This is a genomic window from Leeuwenhoekiella palythoae, from assembly GCF_900130045.1.
GTDB classification, from domain to species: Bacteria; Bacteroidota; Bacteroidia; order Flavobacteriales; family Flavobacteriaceae; genus Leeuwenhoekiella; species Leeuwenhoekiella palythoae.
On the sequence record NZ_FQXT01000002.1, the window covers coordinates 605,068 to 626,559 of the forward strand.

The 21,492-nt window shown below is 41.9% G+C and carries 20 protein-coding genes; 16 read left to right on the forward strand and 4 right to left on the reverse strand.

Translation table 11 applies throughout. The features are described from left to right. The first annotated feature begins 61 nt into the window (after positions 1 to 61). From BUA96_RS06255 to BUA96_RS06270, 4 genes are all read left to right on the forward strand, one after another. The gene (locus BUA96_RS06255; protein ID WP_084673073.1) at positions 62 to 982 is read left to right on the forward strand and encodes a glycerophosphodiester phosphodiesterase family protein; all 921 of its coding nucleotides are present in this window, start codon (positions 62 to 64) and stop codon (positions 980 to 982) included. Positions 983 to 984: 2 nt separating this feature from the next. Beyond that, on the forward strand, positions 985 to 1,350 hold the full coding sequence (locus BUA96_RS06260) for a VOC family protein (RefSeq protein WP_072981402.1): 366 nt from the start codon (positions 985 to 987) through the stop codon (positions 1,348 to 1,350). Positions 1,351 to 1,410: 60 nt separating this feature from the next. Further along, a complete protein-coding gene (locus tag BUA96_RS06265) occupies positions 1,411 to 1,839 on the forward strand; it encodes a hypothetical protein (protein ID WP_072981404.1) in 429 nt (142 codons plus the stop codon). 133 nt (positions 1,840 to 1,972) lie between these two features. After that, positions 1,973 to 4,186, forward strand: a complete 2,214-nt coding sequence (locus tag BUA96_RS06270) for a TonB-dependent receptor (protein WP_072981406.1) — start codon at positions 1,973 to 1,975, stop codon at positions 4,184 to 4,186. A 171-nt stretch (positions 4,187 to 4,357) separates the two neighbouring features. Here BUA96_RS06270 and BUA96_RS06275 read toward each other — a convergent pair whose 3' ends face one another. Continuing rightward, positions 4,358 to 4,777: a cupin domain-containing protein gene (locus BUA96_RS06275; RefSeq protein ID WP_072981408.1), complete on the reverse strand. Its 420-nt coding sequence runs from the start codon at positions 4,775 to 4,777 to the stop codon at positions 4,358 to 4,360. 110 nt (positions 4,778 to 4,887) lie between these two features. Here BUA96_RS06275 and ygiD point away from each other — a divergent pair, with 110 nt between their 5' ends. Then, the gene (ygiD, locus tag BUA96_RS06280) at positions 4,888 to 5,712 is read left to right on the forward strand and encodes a 4,5-DOPA-extradiol-dioxygenase (protein WP_072981409.1); all 825 of its coding nucleotides are present in this window, start codon (positions 4,888 to 4,890) and stop codon (positions 5,710 to 5,712) included. Positions 5,713 to 5,797: 85 nt separating this feature from the next. On the opposite strand, the gene BUA96_RS17430 is transcribed toward ygiD, so the two are convergent. Then, on the reverse strand, positions 5,798 to 5,932 hold the full coding sequence (locus BUA96_RS17430) for a hypothetical protein (protein WP_262490500.1): 135 nt from the start codon (positions 5,930 to 5,932) through the stop codon (positions 5,798 to 5,800). A 412-nt stretch (positions 5,933 to 6,344) separates the two neighbouring features. Here BUA96_RS17430 and BUA96_RS06285 point away from each other — a divergent pair, with 412 nt between their 5' ends. Beyond that, positions 6,345 to 7,538 carry an esterase gene (locus BUA96_RS06285; RefSeq protein WP_072981411.1) on the forward strand — a complete coding sequence of 398 codons (1,194 nt, stop codon included), beginning with the start codon at positions 6,345 to 6,347 and terminating at the stop codon, positions 7,536 to 7,538. Between the two features lie 450 nt (positions 7,539 to 7,988). On the opposite strand, the gene BUA96_RS06290 is transcribed toward BUA96_RS06285, so the two are convergent. Together BUA96_RS06290 and BUA96_RS06295 are read right to left on the reverse strand one after the other, a co-directional pair. Next, the gene (locus BUA96_RS06290; protein WP_072981413.1) at positions 7,989 to 8,372 is read right to left on the reverse strand and encodes a DUF3037 domain-containing protein; all 384 of its coding nucleotides are present in this window, start codon (positions 8,370 to 8,372) and stop codon (positions 7,989 to 7,991) included. Then, on the reverse strand, positions 8,350 to 9,144 hold the full coding sequence (locus BUA96_RS06295) for a HipA family kinase (protein ID WP_072981416.1): 795 nt from the start codon (positions 9,142 to 9,144) through the stop codon (positions 8,350 to 8,352). Before BUA96_RS06295 ends, BUA96_RS06290 begins: the two co-directional genes overlap by 23 nt. 111 nt (positions 9,145 to 9,255) lie before the next feature. Here BUA96_RS06295 and BUA96_RS06300 point away from each other — a divergent pair, with 111 nt between their 5' ends. The 10 genes from BUA96_RS06300 (at position 9,256) to BUA96_RS06340 (ending at position 21,446) form a co-directional block, all read left to right on the forward strand. Then, positions 9,256 to 9,636, forward strand: coding sequence for a hypothetical protein (locus BUA96_RS06300; RefSeq protein ID WP_072981417.1), 381 nt, complete (start codon positions 9,256 to 9,258; stop codon positions 9,634 to 9,636). Further along, on the forward strand, positions 9,633 to 10,328 hold the full coding sequence (locus tag BUA96_RS06305; protein ID WP_072981418.1) for a hypothetical protein: 696 nt from the start codon (positions 9,633 to 9,635) through the stop codon (positions 10,326 to 10,328). The genes BUA96_RS06300 and BUA96_RS06305 overlap by 4 nt, the downstream gene beginning before the upstream one ends. A gap of 244 nt (positions 10,329 to 10,572) precedes the next feature. Then, complete coding sequence (locus tag BUA96_RS06310; RefSeq protein ID WP_072981419.1) at positions 10,573 to 11,775, forward strand: dipeptidase; 1,203 nt, start codon at positions 10,573 to 10,575, stop codon at positions 11,773 to 11,775. Positions 11,776 to 12,553: 778 nt separating this feature from the next. Next, entirely contained in the window at positions 12,554 to 14,140 is a 1,587-nt protein-coding gene (locus tag BUA96_RS06315; RefSeq protein WP_072981420.1) for a family 43 glycosylhydrolase, read from the forward strand. A gap of 842 nt (positions 14,141 to 14,982) precedes the next feature. Continuing rightward, entirely contained in the window at positions 14,983 to 15,120 is a 138-nt protein-coding gene (locus BUA96_RS17260) for a hypothetical protein (RefSeq protein ID WP_164916913.1), read from the forward strand. Between the two features lie 458 nt (positions 15,121 to 15,578). Continuing rightward, positions 15,579 to 16,214, forward strand: coding sequence for a DUF6266 family protein (locus BUA96_RS06320; protein ID WP_072981421.1), 636 nt, complete (start codon positions 15,579 to 15,581; stop codon positions 16,212 to 16,214). Between the two features lie 192 nt (positions 16,215 to 16,406). Beyond that, positions 16,407 to 17,063, forward strand: coding sequence for a hypothetical protein (locus BUA96_RS06325; RefSeq protein ID WP_072981422.1), 657 nt, complete (start codon positions 16,407 to 16,409; stop codon positions 17,061 to 17,063). Positions 17,064 to 17,237: 174 nt separating this feature from the next. Beyond that, the gene (locus tag BUA96_RS06330; protein WP_072981423.1) at positions 17,238 to 18,989 is read left to right on the forward strand and encodes an AAA family ATPase; all 1,752 of its coding nucleotides are present in this window, start codon (positions 17,238 to 17,240) and stop codon (positions 18,987 to 18,989) included. Continuing rightward, positions 18,976 to 20,802 (forward strand): ATP-dependent helicase, encoded by a 1,827-nt coding sequence (locus tag BUA96_RS06335; protein ID WP_072981424.1) that lies wholly within the window; start codon positions 18,976 to 18,978, stop codon positions 20,800 to 20,802. Before BUA96_RS06330 ends, BUA96_RS06335 begins: the two co-directional genes overlap by 14 nt. Before the next feature lie 224 nt (positions 20,803 to 21,026). Then, a complete protein-coding gene (locus BUA96_RS06340; protein WP_072981426.1) occupies positions 21,027 to 21,446 on the forward strand; it encodes a hypothetical protein in 420 nt (139 codons plus the stop codon). Positions 21,447 to 21,492 lie beyond the last annotated feature (46 nt).

The window sequence follows — 21,492 nt, forward strand, 5'->3', positions numbered from 1 at the left end:
AATCTCGGGTGGGTCCTTTTTTTTATCTTTTGAATGCCAAATAACCCGTAACTTACCTTTTATGAAAACCTTACTTTTAACAGGTCTTGTCATAGCAACTTTATGCAGCTGCAAATCAAAATCTGAAGAAACAAAAACAATGAGCACCGCACAAAAAGACAGTTTAAACATTCAAGTACAAGGGCACAGAGGGGAACGCGGTAATCTGCCGGAGAATTCAATACCTGCTTTTTTAGGCGCATTGCGCAAAGGGGTAGATGTGCTGGAATTAGATGTGGTGATCTCCAAAGATCAGCAGGTGGTGGTAAGTCACGAGCCGGTGATGCTTCCGCTATATATGCTCACACCTGAAGGGGATAGTATCGCTACGGAAGATGCTGAAAAATACAATTTGTATACTATGGACTATGCCAAGATCAAGCAGTTTGATGGCGGTTCTAAAGGGAATGTACGCTTTCCGCAGCAACAAAAAATGAAAACCTATAAACCTTTGCTGAGCGAGGTTTTTGAAACGGTAGCGGCAACCATAAAGGCCGAAAGTTTAAAACCGGTAAAGTTCAATATTGAGATCAAATCGGTACCTGAGGAATACGACGTTTTTCAACCTCAGCCCGAAGCTTTTGTTGCTCTGGTAATGCAGGTCATTCAAAAACATACTATGGAAGCGCAGGTAAATGTGCAATCTTTTGATCCGGCGATTCTAGAGGTGATGCACAAAAACTACCCGGATATTGAACTGGCGTATTTGGTGGGCGAAAACAGCTATGCTGAAAATAAAACCAATCTAACATTTCAACCCGAGATCTACAGTCCGTATTTTAAATTACTCGATGCTACCGAAGTAGCACAAATTCGTAAAGACGGTTTAAAAGTCATTCCGTGGACGGTTAATGAACCGGAAGATATCGAGCAGGTTATTGCTCTTGAAGTAGATGCCATCATCACCGATTATCCGGAGCGCGTGCTTGAACAATTAAAATAACTATGAACTACAAACCTAAATCCATCCGGCCGTTTATAGGTGCTAAAGACTTTGAGATCAGCAGGGCGTTTTATCGCGCAATGGGTTTTGAAGAAGTCTTGCTTCCGCCTAAAATGGCCCTATTCCGTATAGGAGATTTTGGGTTTTACCTACAAGATTATTATGCTAAAGATTGGGTAGACAATACCATGCTGTTTCTTGAAGTAGAAGATCTGGTAGCGCATTTAGTTCAATTGAAGGCTTTAGCACTTCCTGATCGTTTTCCCGGAGTTCGCGTGTCTGATATTGTGCACAACGATTGGGGTTCTGAGTTTTTTGTTCACGACCCGTCTGGAATTTTATGGCATATAGGCAGTTTTAAAAATTAGCCGCATCTTTGAGGCGTTATTGCACAAAGCTCTTAGTTTTGTGCGCTCTGAAGTCGGTTTATGCTCGCATCACGTTTTAAAGCGCTTATTTTAAGTTGTTGTACCATCGCTATGGCGGTGTTGTACCTGGCAGCTCCCGTGCATACCGAAGTGCTTCAATGGGTGCATGATCTGGAACACGAGTTTGATCACATCACGCAAAGCGAACATCAACACGATTTTTTTTCTGCCGAAAAACTCCTTGCCGAGGCCGGCCACGATCACCGCACTTTAGAATACATCAAGCAGGTTTTAGAACCTTTTAAAGACGACCTTCAAAAGGAGAAAAAACAGTCACAGCCACTGAAAATAGACAAGCATCTGTGTACTGATCGTATAGAGCATTCGACGCAAAAGACTACAGCTTTTAAGAAGCAATACTTCGATTTTAGAATAAGTATACACCGGCCTTTGAGTTTGCTGCAGCCGGTACCCCCTCCTGAAGTTTAAGAATAGCGTTTACATACGCAAACCTGATGCAACGGCATTCAGGTTCTAATAAGGTAGGTCTCAATAGCCCAAGAAGCATCATTCTTGTGCGGCTACGACTTACCCCTATTTTCTATTCTTAACAAACACTATAATGAAAAGCATGTATATCGTGTTGCTGTTATGTTGTGCGTCGCTTTCGGCACAAAACCTAACAGGAACCGTAACCAATCAAGCCGGTCAAGCGCTTGAAAACGTAAATATTTATAACCTCAACAACGGCAAACACGCCCACACCAATGCCAATGGAACTTTTTCACTTCCGGCAGTAGCCGTTCAGGATTCTATTGCTTTTTCCCGTCTGGGCTTTGCAACGCAGTATCTGGTGGTTAAAAAACTTAATGGGTTGAACATCAGTTTAGCAGAGGCCAGCACTGCCTTAGATCAGGTGGTGCTTACTTCTGAAGTAAACAGCCTGAGCAGTGTGGTCGCGGTAGACCTCAAGCTGAATCCTGTAAAATCCTCACAAGAGATCTTGCGCAAAGTACCCGGACTCTTCATCGGGCAGCACGCCGGAGGCGGTAAAGCCGAACAGATCTTTTTGCGCGGCTTTGATGTAGATCACGGTACTGATGTAGCGATCAGTGTTGACGGGATGCCGGTGAATATGGTCTCCCACGCGCACGGTCAGGGTTATGCCGACCTGCATTTTGTGATCCCGGAAACCATTGATAACATCGACTTTGGAAAAGGAGCGTACTATGCCGATAAAGGGAATTTTAATACCGCGGGATATGTAGACCTTAGACTTAAAGAAAGCCTGGATGCGAGCAGTCTTTCGCTTGAAGCGGGGCAGTTTAATACATCACGCCTTACAGGAATGTTCAATCTGATCGATGAGCAAAACCACTCAGCCTACCTGGCTTCAGAAATGTACCTGACTGACGGCCCTTTTGATAGTCCGCAGAACTTTAACCGCATCAACGTCTTAGGGAAATACACCTATACCGATGCCAACAAAGACAAGATCACCTTGACCGCTTCGCATTTCCAAAGCAAATGGGACGCTTCAGGACAAATCCCACAGCGTGCGGTAGATCAAGGATTGATAGGTCGCTTTGGTGCGATTGATGATACCGAAGGCGGACAAACGAGCCGCACCAATCTTACGCTTCAGCACTTAAAAAACTTAGCGCACAATGCCGTGCTGAAGACCAATGCCTATATCTCAAAATACGACTTTGAATTGTATTCTAATTTCACCTTTTTCTTGGAAGATCCGGTGAACGGCGATCAGATCAAACAGCAGGAAGAACGTTTTATCGCAGGCTTGCAGAGTACTTATGAGCGTAAACATATCGCCTTAGGTGAAACCCGTTTAGACTATCAGGCGGGTGTGGGCTTTCGCTATGATAATGTAGATGATATGTCGTTGTCGCACACCGTAAACCGGCAGACACTTTTAGATCGTTTGGCTTTTGGAGATGTAGACGAACTCAACGCCTTTGCGTTTTTGAACACAGAATTTAAAACCGGGAAGTTTACCTTCAATCCGGCGGTGCGCCTTGACTATTTTAAGTTTGATTACTACAACAAACTCACCGAGGCCTACGACAATCAGAGCGAAAGCAAAGTAGCCTTCAGTCCTAAGTTCAATACCGTATTTGCACCGTCTCAAAACTGGCAATTGTTCCTCAAAACGGGTATTGGTTTCCATTCTAACGACACACGTGTGGTAGTGGCAAATGGCGGGGAAGAAATTCTACCTGCAGCTTATAGTGCAGACTTGGGGACGATCATCAAGCCGATGCCACGCCTGGCACTGAATGCTACGCTGTGGACGCTGTTTCTGGATCAGGAATTTGTATATGTAGGCGATGCCGGAATTGTAGAGCCTAGCGGAAAAACCCGCCGAATGGGAGTAGAAGCCGGTGCACGCTATCAACTAACCGATTGGTTGTATGTGTTTGCAGATGCTAATTATACCCACGCCCGAAGCACCGAAGAAGCAGATGGCGAAGATTACATCCCGTTGGCGCCTAAGTTTACCTCAGCCGGTGGGTTGAGTGTAGATAACCTATCTGGGTTTTCAGGATCTTTAGGCTACCGCTGGTTGGGCGATCGCGCAGCCAATGAAGACAATTCGATCGTTGCTGAAGGTTATTTCGTAACCGATTTCAACGTGAACTATACGATAGAGAACTGGACGCTGGGCGTGATCGTAGAAAACCTGCTAGACACTTCGTGGAATGAAACCCAATTTGCAACCGAAAGTCGCTTGTTTAATGAACCGGCGTCGGTGGAAGAAATTCACTTTACTCCGGGAACACCGTTTTATTTAAGAGGAAAGATCACCTATAGATTTTAAACGCTGGCACCGCCAGAGGGTGAAATACTTCATCCCTATAGCTATCGGGATAGCTCGAAATCGCAATTAATACCTCTTGGGCCTTCCCTGAGGTAGGTTTGCTTTTCTAAACGGTCTAAGTTCAGGTTGTCTGGGCTTAGACCGTTTTTTATGGGTACCGCTAAAGGTTATCTATTGCTCGTATTTCTGCATTACTAAATACTTTAGTTGTGTATCGCCTGCATTGCTGATGCCGTGCATACTGTTTGACGGGCAGTACAGACTGGTGTAAGGGCCTACTTCAACAGTTTTTCCGTCCAGATAAAATTCGGCAGTGCCTTCTAGCACAAAGAAAAACTCGTCTTGCGGATGCTGGTGCGGCGCGTGAGTAGATTTTCCGGGGTCGACCACACTGAGTTTTATGGTACGTCCATCGGTAAAGTTTTTATCGGCAAAATAGAATTGATGCCCCACTTGAGTTTCCTGCGCTTGTTCTTCAGAATAGGTAGTCACACAATCCTCAAAACTGTAGGTTTTGTCGGTTGGAGTATGTTGCCCAAATGAAAACTGAACAAGTAAGCCTACGAGCAAAAGAATACTAGGTTTAAACATAAGCTGCTGTGATTTTTATAGAAATATACAAAATTGCTTGGTGTATTTTCTAGAGGGCTTTGCTGTACGTTTTACCAAGTTGTTACGACTTACTGCTAAAGTTGAGACCTATGCAGTTAAGAGATTTGTCCCGCTGGAATGCTTCTTTACCCAATACCGAAAAAATGCCGGTGTTGTTTTTAGGACACGGAAGTCCTATGAATGCTATTGAAGAAAATCAGTTTGTCACCGAATTTAGAAAACTGGGGCAGGAGTTGACCCGCCCGCAGGCGATCTTATGTATTTCGGCACATTGGGAAACCCGCGGTACTTTTGTTACAGCGATGGAACACCCACAGACCATTCACGACTTTGGCGGATTTCCACAAGCCTTATTTGACGTGCAATACCCCGCACCGGGCAGTCCGCAACTGGCGTTGGCCACGCAAAAGTTGGTAACAAGCACCAAAGTGCATCTTGATGACAAATGGGGACTCGACCACGGCTCGTGGAGTGTGATCAAACATATGTATCCCGATGCGCAAGTGCCCGTGATCCAGATGAGTATCGATTACACCCAGCCGGCCCGCTACCATTATCATCTGGCTAAAGAACTGGCAGCCTTACGGCACAAAGGCGTGCTTATCGTAGGTAGTGGGAATATGATCCATAACCTGCGCCGCGTGGCTTGGGATAAACTCAATGCGCCCTATGCTTATGATTGGGCACTGGAAGCTCGGGAAACAATGAACAACGCGATCCTTACTCACGACCATCAGACCCTTATTGATTTTAGAAAGCAAGGCACCGCCTTTGACCTTTCGATCCCTACCCCTGAGCATTACCTGCCGTTGCTTTATACTTTGGCCTTACAAGACGATCACGATGAGGTACAGTTGTTTAACGATGAGCCCGTTGGAGGGTCCTTGTCTATGACGTCATTGAAGATTGCATAAAGTGTTTACATAGAATTCTTGTTCTTTTTTGCATCGCCCAAAAAAGAACCAAAAAAGTCTAGGCTTATTTTTAGATCCTTGAAAACTACGCAAACGCCTTTGCCTGCGGATGGCAAACCGCTGCGCTAAGCCATCCTCCACTGCCCAACGCTGCGGCGCCCGCTTGTTTTACTACAGATCTAAAAATAGGCCGTTTTGCTTTACTATTGGAAATTTTCATACCTGAAAGGTTAAACGGAATTAAACTTCCCTCGCTTCAGAATAGCTTTAGGAAGCTCCGAAGGACAGGAGCGATAGCGATGCGGAGCTGACAAAGCGGTTTTTGCCTGATAAGGCAAAAAATTCCTAAGCGAGGGGGTCTTTTCTTTTCTGCATCCGACGACCGCAGGGAGCGGAATGCACCTGTTGTGCTATGTAATGTGGTAGTCGAATTAGTACTAGCAAAGAAAATGAATAAACATGATTTGAAGTAAATATTATCAAATATACGATAGTTGCTTTACAAGCTCTAATGCTAGGGGATGAGGGAAAAGAAATAAATCAAATTATCTTTAATGCTATTGCGTTTAAAAACAAATCAAAAAATCCATTTGAATACCTAAATTTGAGAGATAACCCATTTTTAAAGCCTTATGAAAAAATATATAGTTGTTGCACTCTTGTGTCTTACAGGTCTGGTGCAAGCCCAGGAAGCCTTATTTAGCGGACAGCAAGTGAGTTCGCCTCAGGTGAACGACGATAAAACGGTGACGTTTCGATTATCAGCGCCTCAAGCCGATACGGTACAGGTTACCGGCGATTTTTTACCTTCGGTTAAGGTCGATACTCCAATGGGAAAAGTAGACGGACCGGGAAAAGCGTTGCTTACCAAGAACGAAGAAGGAGTGTGGTCGTTTACGACTTCAGTCCTAGCACCCGAACTCTACAGCTATGCGTTTATCGTAGACGGATTTAAAACTACAGATCCGGCCAACCCGTTTTTGATACGTGATGTGGCATCGGTAACTAATATTTTTATTGTTTCGGGGAAGCAAGCTGATCTGTATCGTGTGCAAGACGTGCCTCATGGTACTGTAGCGAGCCGCTGGTATGATGCTAAAACCTTGGGCTTTGACCGTAAAATATCGATCTATACGCCACCGGGCTATGAGTCTTCTACAGCTGAATATCCTGTACTGTATTTACTACACGGTGCAGGTGGAGATGAAGAAGCCTGGTTGTCGCTAGGCCGTACGGCGCAGATTATGGACAACCTCATTGCACAAGGCAAAGCCGAACCGATGATCGTTGTGATGCCCAACGGGAACGTAGGTCAGGATGCTGCTCCGGGAGCCGGAAGTGACGGTTACTACACCCCGCAGTTTATGACGCCGGAAACGATGAATGGCAAATATGAAGCCCAGTTTAAAGATATCATCAGCTTTGTAGAAAGCAATTACCGTATAAAAGCCGATAAAGCTCACCGCGCGATCGCCGGTCTTTCTATGGGAGGCTATCACAGTTTGCACATTTCACGGTATTATCCCAATACCTTTGACTATGTAGGGCTGTTCTCGGCAGCGATTATGGCACGCGAGGACAAAAGCGGAGCAGGTGTTTACGATAACTTTGAGGAGACTTTAGAAACCCAGAAAGACAATGGCTACCAGCTCTACTGGATCGCTATAGGGAAAACCGATTTCCTTTACGAAGCCAATGAAGAATACCGTGCCATGCTCGACAAGATGGATATGCCGTATGAATACACAGAGTCTGAAGGCGGACACATCTGGAGAAACTGGAGGGTGTATTTAAGTGAGTTTGTGCCGTTGTTGTTTGAAGACTAAGACTATAGAATATAGAGAATAGAGCAAAGACTGTTTAAATAGAAAAGTAGAAATTGGACATACAAAATACGCAATGCGCTGTCACTTTGAGCATACTTGGGCAGCTATTGAGAGAGAAGGGGATAGCAGCTTGTGTGATCTCTCCTATCGTCGAGATGACTAGACATATTCATACCCGAAGGGTTTAACGAAATCATAATTCCTTCGGTTCAGAATAGCTGCAGGAAGCTCCGAAGGACAGGAGCGATAGCGACGCGGAGCTGACAAGGCGGTTTTTGCCTGATAAGGCAAAAAATTCCTAAGCGAGGGTGTCTTTTCTTTTGGTTCGTTTTCTTTGGACAAGCAAAGAAAATGAACAGAACATGATAGGTTCCACCTAATACTAAAATCGCCGTTAGGCGATTACTACTAACACCCAATTTTGAATCTTAAACTTTAAACCTGGAATCATTAAACCACTAATTCCGTAAACAAACACTCCAAAGTTGCTTCTAGATCTTCACTAAACCCCGGGTGGGTTTTGGAGGTTTGAATCACCGAACTACGAGTCGCCGTTAACCAACGGAAACGCTCTGCAGGTTCCAGTTGAGCGATAGGTCCGCCGTTTTGAGCGCCGGCGCAGATCGCTTTAAAAGCTTCCAAGTTTTTTTGCACCTGTTCCACATCGAGTTCAGGGCAAAAGGCTTCCAGTTTTTTAGCATCTAGCTGAAAGCGCATCCCTATGAACCGCGGGCGTTTGCAATAGAGCACCACACCTACATTAAAAAACTCCTCGCGTTCTACCTGAGGCACCAGGCGTATCACCGCATATTCATACAAGTGTTTGTCGTGCATCTTGAGCGGTTTTAGTGAATAAATCGGCGTGGGTTAAACGGGTGCTTAAAAACTGAAAATAAACCTGTCGCAAGGCGTTCGGACTTTCCTCATAACCTTCCCAGTCGAGCCAAGTATCGGGAATGAGGCTTACCATATGTTGCAAAACGTCGTCGGTAAGCAAGGCTTTCAGTTTGATGTTAGCTTCATCCAGTTGTGAAGCCTGAGGCAACAACACGTGATCTTTGATCATCGCAAAAGGCGTCGCCGCACTTTGTTCCCAATTGGTAAAACTGTGATGAAAATAAAGGGTTGCGCCGTGATCGATCAGCCAGAGCTCGCGATGCCACATCAGCATATTGGTATTGCGAAACGTGCGGTCTATGTTGGTCATAAAGGCATCAAACCATACGATCTCAGAAGCCAGTTGAGGGTCTACGCTCGTCACCACCGGATCAAAGTTGATCGCACCCGATAAAAAATGGAGTCCGATGTTCAGCCCTTGAGAGAACTTCAGCAGATCTTGTATTTCTTCATCTCCTTCGGTACGACCAAAGGCCTCATCCAGATCAGCAAACACCACTTCGGGTACTTTAAACCCGAGAAACCTGGCGATTTCACAGCCTAGTAGTTCGGCGATCAGAGCTTTGGGACCGTGCCCGGCACCTCTAAATTTCACCACATATTTAAAGCCATCGTCTGCATCAGCCACAGCCGGGAGCGAACCACCTTCACGCAAGGGCGTGATGTAGCGGGTGACGTTAACGTGACGCAAGTCTGGGAGTGTTGCCATAGTCTGGTTTCAATAGGGTAAAAGTACGGCTATATTCCGGCTAAAACCAATTTTAACTAAGTGCTTGCCGTTAAGTGCTTACGACTTATTTTTGAAGTAAAACAAAGAAGTATGAGGGTATACGGAGCTTGTAAGCATTGTAAACATGAACTTCAGTTTCGTATTAGTGTAGAAACCCGCGTAGCATTAGCGATGCGGGAAGGAAAGTACCACTCGAAGACGTGTAAGGCTTGCGGGAAGAACACCACTTTTTTTGTAAACGAACGCTATGCTAAAAGCTCCAAAGCGCTATTGCTTACCGCAGGATTGATTTTTGCTCTAGGAAGTGGTATCGCCGGCGTAGCCTGTTATTATGCATTTTTAAACAGCACAAACCTTGCTGTTGCAGGATGCTTTGGTCTGCTCCTAATACCGGGTTGGGCTTGGTTTATTATTGTTAAAGGAGATCGGGACCGGGTACGGGCCTTTAATTATAGTTACACTAAACAATGAAACAAATCTTTTTTTTCATATTGACTTTAATGCTACTTGGATGTAATGATTCAGATAAAAAACTAGATAAAAATCTAAAAGAAGTATTTGAAAAATCGAAAGAAGAAAAGAAACCTAGAGATAAATTTCCGACCTATATAAAAATAGACACGTTTTATACTAAACCAAGTCATTTTAATGATTTAATAGTAGGCAATTCAAAGGTCTCTGATTCATTATCATCAGCATGCAGTTGTGACAACAATGTAAAGAACAACAGTATCAAAATTCAAATTAAAACAGCCATACCTACAAAGAATAAACTGAATACCCTACCCAAGGATCACGTCGATAGATATAATAAACTAAAAGGCTTATATACTCCTTCTCTCAATCCTTTAAGCTTCGAAGGACAGTTAAAATACATCAACTTTGAACTTAAAGACAGTACGGTATTAAAAGCTAACGTTATTTCACGTTCTACTGAGTTGGAGTATAATGGTAAAGATTTTAAGAAAGACACGGTTAATCAATATCAAATAAAAATTTCTCGATTCAAATACCATAATGCTTCTAGAGTTTATGGAGAATTTAAAATCATAGTGCAGGAAGGATTTGGTTTTAATCCTAATGACACCATAATTAGGGGCTCTTTTCAATGTATGAACTGGAAAATAAACGAAGAAGAAAGCATAAAAAACTACAAATTTTGAGTTTTCTCTCCTTCGCTTAACACCGGCTCAACTTAAAGTAAAACTACTCAGCCAAATTCTATAAGGTGCGATAACGGTAACCGTCTTTTCTGGTAAGAGACCGCCAGAACTATTACGATATTCTAAATTCTAGCGGGGTATATATATTAAGCCGTAAATAATTCAAGCTTTAGCCTAAAAGCTTACGGATTACATTCTAAAAATCACTAATTTACAAGGAACAACTACGCTAAACCCTTCTCCAATGCGTTATTTATTAGTGCTGCTTCTGGCGGTAGTCGCCTGCAAACAAACTGCTCAAGAGCCCGAATCTACAATGGATTATAAACAAATTCACGACTCAGCCGTGTTTATAGACACGCATAATGATATGCTCACCAAAATGGTCGAAGACAGCCTGATGCTCGACAGCGACCTCACCGGAATCACCCATAGCGACCTAAGCCGTATGCGTGGCAGTGGTCTGGACGCGCAATTCTTTTCGGTGTGGAGCGATGGTACGCTAGAGGCGCCCTTTGACTACGCCAATCGGCAGATTGATAGTCTGGATGCCGTGATCGCCCGTAATCCAGATACCATGCTCAAGGCGACCAATACGGCAACGATACAAGAAGCAGTAGCCCAGCAGAAACTGGCCGCATTGATCGGAGTTGAGGGCGGACATCATATCGAAAACAGCCTTGACAAATTAGATAGTTTATTTGCCAGAGGAGTACGTTATATGACCCTTACTTGGAACAACTCCACCGCTTGGGCGACCAGCGCGACCGATGAGTGGGAGATAGAAGGAGCTCGAAACAGCGAGGGTAAAAAAGGACTCACCGCATTTGGGAAGGAAGTGGTGCAGAGTATGAACCGCTTAGGTATGCTTGTCGATGTTTCGCATATTGGGGTACAAACCTTTTGGGATGTGATGGAGGAGACCACCAAGCCGGTGATCGCCTCGCACAGTTCGGCGCTGGCACTGCATACGCATCCCCGTAATCTTAATGACGAGCAGCTAAAAGCGATTGCCAAGAATAACGGGGTAGTTCAAGTAAACTTTTATTCGGCATTTATAGACAGTACGTTTACCCGCAAGCACGAGGCTTTTATGCTCAAGCATCAGGATAAACAAAATTCTTTAGTGGCTGCAGGTCTTAACGACTATGCGGTAAAAGCAGCCTTATACAGACAGTTTCCACAAGAAGCCGAAGCCTTACGTGCACCTTTTGAGGTGTTGATGCAGCATATCTACTACATCGTTGATCTGGTAGGTGTTGATTATGTGGGCATCGGTTCAGACTTTGACGGCATCTCGTTTCCACCGCAACAGTTGGATGATGTTATCGGCTATCCTTTGATCACCAAAGCTTTGGTGGAAAAAGGCTACAGCCAAGAGGATATTCATAAAATACTAGGCGGAAACCTGTTACGGGTGCTTAAAGCCAATGAAGTAAAACTTTAGGGAAAAGGGCAAGTCAAAAATAGTGACGCCTGTTTGTACTGGATAAAAGTCTAAGTACCCATTTTTCTTTTGAGGTCAAATAGTATGACTAAATTTTCAATTGTTGTTTCTGTTCATTTTTTAACTCGTGCTTGTTCCTATTTCCCGTGAACTCGTGAACCTCGTGCCTCGGTTTCCATCGATGAAAAAACGAACCAATCCCGATAGCTATCGGGACTAGGCTTATTTTTACATCCTTGAAAACTACGCAAATCCCTTATTCTGCGGATAGCAAACCGCTGCGCTTATGCATTCCTCTCGTTGCACTCGTCGGATGCAGGGCTTCACTGCCCACCGCTGCGGCATTTACTTGCTTTACTACAGATGTAAAAAGTATGTCATTACTTACTTCCATAGTCATTTGATGCGCAATGTCACTTCGAGTGATTCTTGAGCACCCTAGTGCGAAAGGATTGTATCGAGAAGTTTTCGAAACAGCAATAAGGGTAACTATAAACGCACTGACTTCAAAGACTTCTCGATACAACTGAATCCCTGCTATCGCTGGTATTCAGTCACTCGAAGTGACAGGCTTCATACCTGAAAACGAGAGGGTCTTTTCTTTTGTTGAGCTTGTCCTGAGCGATAGTCGAAGGATTTCTTTGGACAAGACAAACCGAGGATACGAGGTTCACGAGCTCCCGTGAAATAAAAAATCACACAAGCAAAGAAAAAAACAGGCAAGCACAGGATAAAGAGCCTTGGGCATTCTTGTATTTTGTTGCTTTATCTGTAGCCTATGAAACCCTTTAGCCTTGCATTGCTTTTAGCTTTCTCTGTTCTTTCCTGTACCACCCGGGCGCAGGAACATAAGATCACCAATGACCGTTTTTGGAATACTGTAGACGGGGAACCCATCTATTCGCAGGGCGGAGGCATCTTTCAGTTTACCGATCCGCAAAGCGGAACCCCCAAATACTACTGGTATGGGGTGCATTATCAAGAAGCCGAAACCTATCGAAACGACCCTTCCGTGACGTTGGAGCGCAACCACTTTGAAGGCGTGACTTGTTATACTTCGACCGATCTGGTGAACTGGACCTTTGAAAAACACGTGCTCACTAAAGAGGCCGTGAACTTTGAAGAAAACCCTACGTGGTTGGGACGTATGGGCGTGGCGTATATCGAAGCACTTGAGCAGTATGCCTTGCTCATCCAACATGGAAAAAATGTAATGATCGCATTGGCCGATTCGCCTTTAGGAGATTTTAAAGTACACAGACATATTGATATGACCTCGCGTATTGGGACGCCCAATACAGGGGATCAGACGGTCTTTACGGATCCCGACACCGGGGTTTCCTATCTGGTTTATTCGTATGGGCAAGGGCGTAATAAGATCTATATTTCCGAGATCGGCGTACGCGACGGCAAGGTAGATTTGCTTGAAGTGCACGAGATCTTTAGAGGTGCGAGCCGCGAGGGCAATTGTATGTTTAAATACAACGACAAGTATTATATGGCGGCTTCCAACATCTACGGTTGGGATGGTTCTTTTGCCTATTACCTCGTAGCCGATGATATTTATGGTCCGTATAAACCGACAAATGAGATGCAGGTGATGCCGGGTAGCGAACAAGACTATGCCCATGTTTCGCAAACCGGATTTTTTTATACTGTGCGCGGAAGCGAACAAGAAACGGTACTCTTTTGCGGAGACCGCTGGGCGGAGTTCGCAGGTAACGGACTGGGGTACAACCAGTGGGTGCCCTTGTCGTTTGATGGGGAAACGCCGTATTTCAATTCGTTACACAGTTGGAAACTCAACGAAACCACCGGAACTTGGAGTGTCGCAGCAGATAACAATTACATCAAGAACCCAAGTTTTGAAGCCGACCGCCGCCACATTCCTAGCAACAACAAACCCGTGCAGGAACAGCTGTTAGGTTGGCATACCGAGATTCTGCAAGGGAACCCCATTTCCACCACCGAAGCTACTTCACCCGTACTGAATCACTTCAACACCCAAAAAGACCGTCAGCATGTGATTGGGGAAAAGAGTTTGCACATCAGCGATCAAGTCCCTTTTGAACGCCGCATTACGCAAGAGCTAAGCAGCACACCCTATGTAAACTTACCTAACGGAAAGTATCGCCTTTCCGCCACCATCAAAAACACCACCGGCTTTGAAGAACTAAACCTTTACGCCCAAAGCGACACACAAACGTTTAAAACGTCCTTCAACACTTCAAACCCTGAATGGACCACCATCACCATAGACGAAGTCGCCGTAGTTAACGGCAGCGTCACTGTTGGGATCTATGTCAAAGGAGCTGCCGGTGCGGAGGCTTGGGTTGATGATGTGCGTTTTGAGCTATTAGACTAGAGCTGATAGACGGGAGACAAAAGAGAATAGAATAAAGAGTAAAGACAGCGTGAACTACGAAAGTACAAAGTAAGAAGTACAAAATACGAAGTACAACGCTCTGTCACTTCGAGTGATGCTTGAGTGCCGGAGCGCGAAAGGATTGTATCGAGAAGTCTCACTAGATGAGATGCTGAAACAAGTTCAGCACGACATTGTTCCCGCGCTGCCTGTCCTAATGTTTATAGGGAATGGTATCGCGTGTGGGTTAAATTTAAAACTTGAAGGTTTTTCTTTTGAGTTCGAATATTAGCGCCCTTCCTACGAAGGAAGGGGTGGAGATGGATGTTTTCAGACTAAACTTAACATCCCTCTAAATCTCCCTTCAAAGGGAGACTTGGCTTTATTGATGGGTGTTGAAGCATACAGTCATTTCGACCATCGGGAGAAATCACATCCTGTTGCTCTCATTCCCGACCCTTCTCCCGAAGCTTCGGGAGAGAAGCCATCGCATTGTTTCCGAGCTGTCTTGCCACAATGTTCTCGCGCGATTGCATCGCGCGCTGCTTGTCCCAATGTTTATAGGGAATTGCATCGCGTGCGGGTTAAATTTTAAACTTAAAAATTTTTCTTATGACCGCTTTGAACGGAGTAGAGCATTGTATAATCTCGTTTTGACTCGTGTTTGTTCATTTTCTTTGCTTGTCCAAAGAAAACGAACCAAAAGAAAAGACCCTTTTTCTTAGGTATTTTTTGCTATTGCAAAAACCGCAAGAAGGCTCCTAAATTTTTTCCAAGGCTTCAAAAATTTTTGACGGAGCCTTCTTCCTATACTGAAGAAAAAGAAACCAAACCCTTCGGGTATGAGTACTTTTTCTCAAGTCTCATTTCTAAAATCTAACGTCTATTTTGACGTAAGTACCGGCCTACTTTTTAGATCTGTAGTAAAACAAGCGGGCGTCGCAGCGGTGGGCAGTGGAGCTTGCATCCGACGAGTGTAACGAGAGGAATGCACAGGCGCAGCGGTTTGCCATCCGCAGGCAAAGGCGTTTGCGTAGTTTTCAAAGATGTAAAAATAAGCCTAGACTTTTTTGGTTCTTTTTTGGGCGATGCAAACCGAGGTGCGAGGTTCACGAGTTCCCGGAAAATAGGAGTGAGCACGAGCTAAAAAAGAACATAACGCCATTAAGTATGCAAAAGCATTAATCCCTTCACTAAGTCCTAAAAAAATACCTTTATAAAAAAAAGAGAATCCGTCTTAACTCCTTCACACTTTAACCATAGATCATTCATAGATCCTCCATTGTTTTACCATTAAACCCCAGTGTTTATGGAGGATGAATGGAGAAACAATGGACAAACTATGTACAAAGACCGAAGAAACTCCTTTGAAAACTAGGAGATGAGCCGGGTAAAAAGTACTTTAGAATATTGATAACCAGTTAAATAACTTAAAGCTATGGGACAGTTTATTGAAGATCAAATCGGCATGATAAGCGGAGCGGTAGGGCCGGTGGTGTTTGTAAAAGGAAATGACGGTAAAGGTATTGTACGCAGCAAACCCACACCCAGCAAAGCTCCCGCAAGTCCTAAACAACAACAAACCCGGAACAAGTTCGCACTCATGAAACATTTTACCGGGTTGCTCTATCCCATTTTGAAGGAATGTTATACCGACTTCCTTGGGAAGGACAATGCGCGGGATGCGGTGCGCAGTTATTATATGGCGCAGGTGATTGTACAAGAGCAGGACGCCTGGCGTATCGCCTATGAGAAGGTATTGATCAGTACGGGGCGGGTACGGGCGTATGTGCCGGTGTCGCAGTCGCGCGATGCACAGCAGGTGGTGTTGCACTGGCAGGAAACCACCCAACAGCCTTTTGCCGAATCCGGCGATTTGCTTAGCGTCTTGCTGTATGCTCCCGATACCGAAGACTTCGTGTTTTACAAAGCCTGCACCACCCGGGCGGCAGGAACACATACCCTCGAACTCCCCGAAGCCCTAAGCACACTGCCTTTGGAAGTCTATACCACCTTTAGCACTGCTACGGAAACCGATTATGCCTACTCTACCTATTTAGGAAGGATGGTTTAAAAAGTAGGGGTGTTTTTCCCCTTTATATGTATTAACTACAAGTATTTACGGGATTGCGTACGTTTTAGTGAAAGGGTTTTGGTAGATTTAAAAACCAAGCTTTTATCCTGACAGGAATTTGAGCTAACAAATATTTTTTAGTGATATAAATAGCTGAGCAACATTTACAAATCCCAAAAATTCAAGATTTTATTGGAACCAATTATTATAAGTCCGAAGGAAGAAAACAAATTTGTTGAGAAACTTCTTGAAAAGATTGACTCTGAATTTGAGTCTGAACAAGTTCCAGTAAAAATCGAAAAGTATTCTGAACCCTTAAATTGTTTCGGAAATGTTGATAAAAAAATAGAATTAGACGGAGGAAAAGTCCATTACGGATGGGTTATTTACCAAACGGATATATTATGTGAAGCTGAACGACATGCAGTTTGGGAAAACGAGAATGAAGAATTAATTGATATTACACCAAGAGAAATTGATTTTGAAGAAATAATGTTTGTATCAGACAATAATTTCGAATATAAAGGTCAAATCATAGATAATTACAGAGTAAATACTACAAAAAACAAAGTTGTAGACCACTTTATTAAAGTCTGCGAAACTTTGAGTAAATTTTATTCTCTTGGAAAACGAAAAAACGATTGGGAATTAGAAATAGAGTCTCATATTAGAAATATTATTTATGAATATGAGGATTTAAAATCGCAATTAGAACTCTATATAAGCAGGGGTGGAAATTTAAGGACAAAATGTATTTGTGGTGGGAATAAAAATTATAAAAACTGTCATGGAAAAACATTAATGGAAAGAATTGACAATGATTATAAAAATATTATAAAAAATAAATAACGTTGCACAACGAGTATAACCACAATTATTGCGGATTTAACTATTTCTGAGTCAGTACTAAACTGAATATTAACATATATCAACCCGTAACTACGTTTATTTAGGTCTGTTACCTTAAAGTAGTTGACATTAGTAAAAAATAAAAGAAACAACTCAAAACTGAACATTAGAAATATGGGAATACAATTAAAGCAACTACGGGTTCATGGATTTAGAGGTTTGGATAATCTTGAAATTGATTTCGAGCCAACTACGGTACTTGTAGGTACTAATAATGCAGGTAAAACTACTCTCTTAAAGTCGTTACAATTAGCATTATCAAATACCCTTCAAATCACTGATGATGATTTTCATTTCTCAGATGTGGTAATAAGAGATAAAATAATTATTGATATCTTATTTACAAGCATTGATGCCGAAGGTAATCCTGTTTCAGAATTCGAAGATAAATGGGCGACAGTTTTTACGACAGAAAGAATAAGTTTTGATGCCGATGGTAATCAGTTTCTTGCTTTTAGAACAGTTATTAAAGAAAACCTTATAAGAAAAACCTACAAGAAAAAACAGTATGTAATTGATGAGTGGGGAGACTTCCAAGATGAAACAGAGGGATTTTGGCACCAAAAAGAATATGAAAATGAATTAAGTTTCTATTTCGATGAAATACCATTTTTCTATTTAGATGCCAACAGAGATATTTTAGATGACTTAAAAAGCAAGACATCATTTTTAGGTAAAATTTTATCATCAATTGCGTACGATCAAGCTGATAAAGAACTAATAGAAAATCTTATTAAAGATCTTAATAAAGAGACGATTGACAGGAGTGAAATACTAACAAACCTTCATTCAACTTTGGAAGAATTAGATACTGCTATGGACAACCCACAAAACACGGTAGATATTACTCCATTCACAAAAAAGATAAGAGACTTGAATAAAGGGGTAAAAATCAACTACTCTCAGTTTTCAATGGAATACCATGGCATGGGAACTCGCAGTTGGTCGTCACTTTTAATATTGAAGGCTTTTATTTTACAAAACCAAAGTTTGGCTGAAAGTAGTCAAGTGGCTTATTATCCAATTATCGCGATAGAGGAACCTGAATCTCATTTACATCCCAACGCTCAAAAGAAACTATACTCACAAATTAAGAATATAGTTGGTCAGAGAATAATCGCCACTCATTCAAGTTATATTGCAGGTAGCGCAAAATTGAAAGAAGTTCGAAGTATTAATAAAATTACATCAAATATCTCAATAGGTAAATTTTTGGAATCAGACTTTGAAAGTGAAGATATACGAAAAATTTATCGTCAAGTGATAAATACTCGCGGTGAGCTCTTTTTTTCAAAGCTCGTCATTCTCTTTGAAGGAGAAACAGAAGAACAAGCTCTCCCAATTACAATTAAACGACATCTAAACAAAAACCCAATTGAGCTAGGTGTTGACTTTATAGGTGTTGGGGGCTCGGGAAACTATCTTCCATTCATAAGATTCTTTGAGGCTTTTAATGTTCCGTATTTGATTTTTAGTGACAATGAAGCAGAGGCAAATGCAATAGTAACTAATCAAATAGCAAAATCTAAACTAAATGACATTAACAAAGTTGTTTTTCTAAATACAGGAAACGACTTTGAAAAGGAGCTTTGTGATAATGGCTACATTGAGGAAGTAAAGAAAGCTTATTACCATTTAATTTTATCCGAATGTGCAAATGAGCACCATAAAGAAGCTAAGAAAGCAGAACTCGACCAAATTCCAGAAGCCGATTATTATAATCTTGTTACAAGCTTAAAAACCCAATTTGCTCCAGTAATTGGATATGAGTTATATAAATCTGACAAGCCTTTGCCCCCAAAGATTGTTGAGCTATTTGATAAAGTTAATTTAATAATAAATCCTACTGAGAATGCAGCAAATTAATTTATCGCCGAAGCAACAAGAAATTGTAGGACTAAATGAAGGAGCGTTTCTTATTTTAGCCAGCGCAGGCAGCGGAAAAACCAGAGTACTTACAGAAAGAATAAAACGCCTTTCTGAATCTCCCAATGGAAAAATTTTAGCCATAACATTTACAAATAAAGCTGCTGCTGAAATCAGAGAGCGACTCGGGACAAGCGACAGAATAAAAAAGAATGTTTTCGTTGGCACATTTCACAGCTTCTGTCAATCCATACTCGAACTCAGGTTTAAGCTTTTAGGTTATAGCAAAATGCCTCATATTTTCGAGGATGATGCTGACCGGATTGAATTAATAAAACAGGCAATTAAGTCTGTACCTTATTTTGATTCCATTTACAATGACTTAGAACCAAAGAAAAAGAATCAATATACTTATAATGCTTTGCAATTTATTTCAACGGTAAAAAGAGAAGTATTAACAGCTGAGGAACTAGCAGAGGGTTCAGAGAATAATGAGTATGAATATTTATATGAAACTTATCAAGATATATTGAAATCAAACAACGCAATTGATTTTGATGACATAATTCGGTTGGTATATGAATTATTTACAAACAACGAATCAGTCGCTAACCTTTATCGGAAATCATACTCCTACATCTGTATTGACGAATGTCAGGATTTAAACAAATTGCAGTATTATCTTTTAAAATCACTTTGTGGAAATACCTTTAAAAGCATTATGATGGTGGGAGATCCTAATCAAGCAATTTATGGCTTTAACGGTTCTGCGGCTTCATTTATGGAAGAGGATTTTGTTAGCGATTTTGCAGCGAATAAAATTACGCTTGATGAGAATTATAGGTGTTCAAAATCTGTAATTGAAGCATCAAATGTCTTAATGAATCTTGAGGTAGAAGTTGTAAATTTTGTTATTCCAGGAGTATTTGAAATATACGAAGCTTCCTCTGAAAATGATGAAGCACAATTTGTGGTTGGAACTATCAAAAAGCTACTTAAGGCAACAACACATAAGGATATTGAAGGAGATATCACTTTCGATAAAATTTCAATACTAGGCAGAAACAAGTATGTTTTCACACAAGTTGAAGAAGAACTTAGAGCTGAAAGCATACCATTCTACTATAAGTCAGGCAACGCTAGCATAAAATTTAGTTCAGCCTCTATGAAGGCATTTGATTTGTTTTTTAGAGTAAAAATTAATCCTTTGGACAAATTACACCAGAAACGTTTAGAGGACATGTTAAAAGTAGGCGATATAAATAGTTCAGAAGAATTAAAATCCTCAAAACTTCCGATTGCTTCTGATATTAAATGCTTGTTAGATAACGCATCAATTGACAATTTTCACATAAAGATTAATGAACTGAAATCTATTTTTAATAACTCTGATTTAGAAGATGATGAAAAAAAATTAACACTTGATGAATTAAATGACTTAGAGAATCACCTAGTGCAATATAAGAAGCAAAACCTTAAACCATCATTGGATGGATTTAAGTCAGCATTAGCTCTTGGTTTAACAAACAATTCCACAAATAAAGAAACTGGAATTTGTTTAAGCACAGTTCACACAATGAAAGGACAAGAAAGTGAGATTGTATTCTTAATTGGAATGGACGATGGGACATTTCCTGATTTTAGAGCTGTAAATAAGGGGGGTGAAGAATTACAACAAGAAAAGAATAATACTTATGTTGCTTTTACTAGGGCTAAGCGTTTTCTATATGTAAGTTATCCTAAAAAGCGATTAATGCCCTGGGGAGACCATAAGGCAAAAACAATTTCAAGATTTTTAAAACCTTTGGTTTAATCCTATATATTTAACTCTCAAAAAAGTCAACTGAGGAAATAGATGATGAGCATGCTATTAACTGGTATGGTGTAATTAAAGAATAAGGAACACTGGCGTAAGTCACTAGCCAGTGCCCAATACAGGCTTTAGGGCTATCTTTAAATACAAAATAAAAAGTCTATTTTTCCCTTTGATTCCTAGGCTTTTAGTGGTTTAAAAGTGCATCAATCAAAAACAAATTTATGTATCGTTTTAGCTTTAAAAGCGTAAGCCTGTTGTTAGGCGTTTTGGTTCTTTTGACCAGTTGCTTAGAAGTTAAGGAAGTCGACCGCTATCCCTACACGCAGGGCGAACTGATGGGCAGTTGGGAAACGGAGATTCCCCAGCATCAAGATGAATGGACGGGTATTACCGGAGTAGATCTTTTAGCCAATAATCAAGCAACCATTCATCTGGTGGATGCAACGGGCAGGCACGAGCACAGCGGTACCTGGAACACCGGAAAGAAAAAAGCAGTCGGCCCGGTCAACTTTAAATTCGATCTTATGCTAAGCTATGAGGAAGACCCGCAGCATAGCAAAACCTTCTTAGGGGTAATACGTGTCGAAGACGATCACCTGGTCTTTTCAGCGCATAACCTGGAGCTGCACAAACAGGAGTAGGCGTTTTTGCATATCTCGCGATAGTATCTCGACTTCATCTCGACTG

Bases quoted from the DNA above. Each gene is read 5' to 3' on its own strand.
- BUA96_RS06300 (WP_072981417.1), top strand. From the start codon at position 9,256: ATGAGGGTATACGGAGCTTGTAAGCATTGTAAACATGAACTTCAGTTT.
- BUA96_RS06310 (WP_072981419.1), top strand. From the start codon at position 10,573: ATGCGTTATTTATTAGTGCTGCTTCTGGCGGTAGTCGCCTGCAAACAA.
- BUA96_RS06305 (WP_072981418.1), top strand. From the start codon at position 9,633: ATGAAACAAATCTTTTTTTTCATATTGACTTTAATGCTACTTGGATGT.
- BUA96_RS06330 (WP_072981423.1), top strand. From the start codon at position 17,238: ATGGGAATACAATTAAAGCAACTACGGGTTCATGGATTTAGAGGTTTG.
- BUA96_RS06265 (WP_072981404.1), top strand. From the start codon at position 1,411: ATGCTCGCATCACGTTTTAAAGCGCTTATTTTAAGTTGTTGTACCATC.
- BUA96_RS06275 (WP_072981408.1), bottom strand. From the start codon at position 4,777: ATGTTTAAACCTAGTATTCTTTTGCTCGTAGGCTTACTTGTTCAGTTT.
- BUA96_RS17260 (WP_164916913.1), top strand. From the start codon at position 14,983: ATGAGTACTTTTTCTCAAGTCTCATTTCTAAAATCTAACGTCTATTTT.
- BUA96_RS06285 (WP_072981411.1), top strand. From the start codon at position 6,345: ATGAAAAAATATATAGTTGTTGCACTCTTGTGTCTTACAGGTCTGGTG.
- BUA96_RS06290 (WP_072981413.1), bottom strand. From the start codon at position 8,372: ATGCACGACAAACACTTGTATGAATATGCGGTGATACGCCTGGTGCCT.
- ygiD (WP_072981409.1), top strand. From the start codon at position 4,888: ATGCAGTTAAGAGATTTGTCCCGCTGGAATGCTTCTTTACCCAATACC.
- BUA96_RS06255 (WP_084673073.1), top strand. From the start codon at position 62: ATGAAAACCTTACTTTTAACAGGTCTTGTCATAGCAACTTTATGCAGC.
- BUA96_RS06315 (WP_072981420.1), top strand. From the start codon at position 12,554: ATGAAACCCTTTAGCCTTGCATTGCTTTTAGCTTTCTCTGTTCTTTCC.
- BUA96_RS06270 (WP_072981406.1), top strand. From the start codon at position 1,973: ATGAAAAGCATGTATATCGTGTTGCTGTTATGTTGTGCGTCGCTTTCG.
- BUA96_RS06260 (WP_072981402.1), top strand. From the start codon at position 985: ATGAACTACAAACCTAAATCCATCCGGCCGTTTATAGGTGCTAAAGAC.
- BUA96_RS17430 (WP_262490500.1), bottom strand. From the start codon at position 5,932: ATGAAAATTTCCAATAGTAAAGCAAAACGGCCTATTTTTAGATCTGTA.
- BUA96_RS06335 (WP_072981424.1), top strand. From the start codon at position 18,976: ATGCAGCAAATTAATTTATCGCCGAAGCAACAAGAAATTGTAGGACTA.
- BUA96_RS06320 (WP_072981421.1), top strand. From the start codon at position 15,579: ATGGGACAGTTTATTGAAGATCAAATCGGCATGATAAGCGGAGCGGTA.
- BUA96_RS06340 (WP_072981426.1), top strand. From the start codon at position 21,027: ATGTATCGTTTTAGCTTTAAAAGCGTAAGCCTGTTGTTAGGCGTTTTG.
- BUA96_RS06295 (WP_072981416.1), bottom strand. From the start codon at position 9,144: ATGGCAACACTCCCAGACTTGCGTCACGTTAACGTCACCCGCTACATC.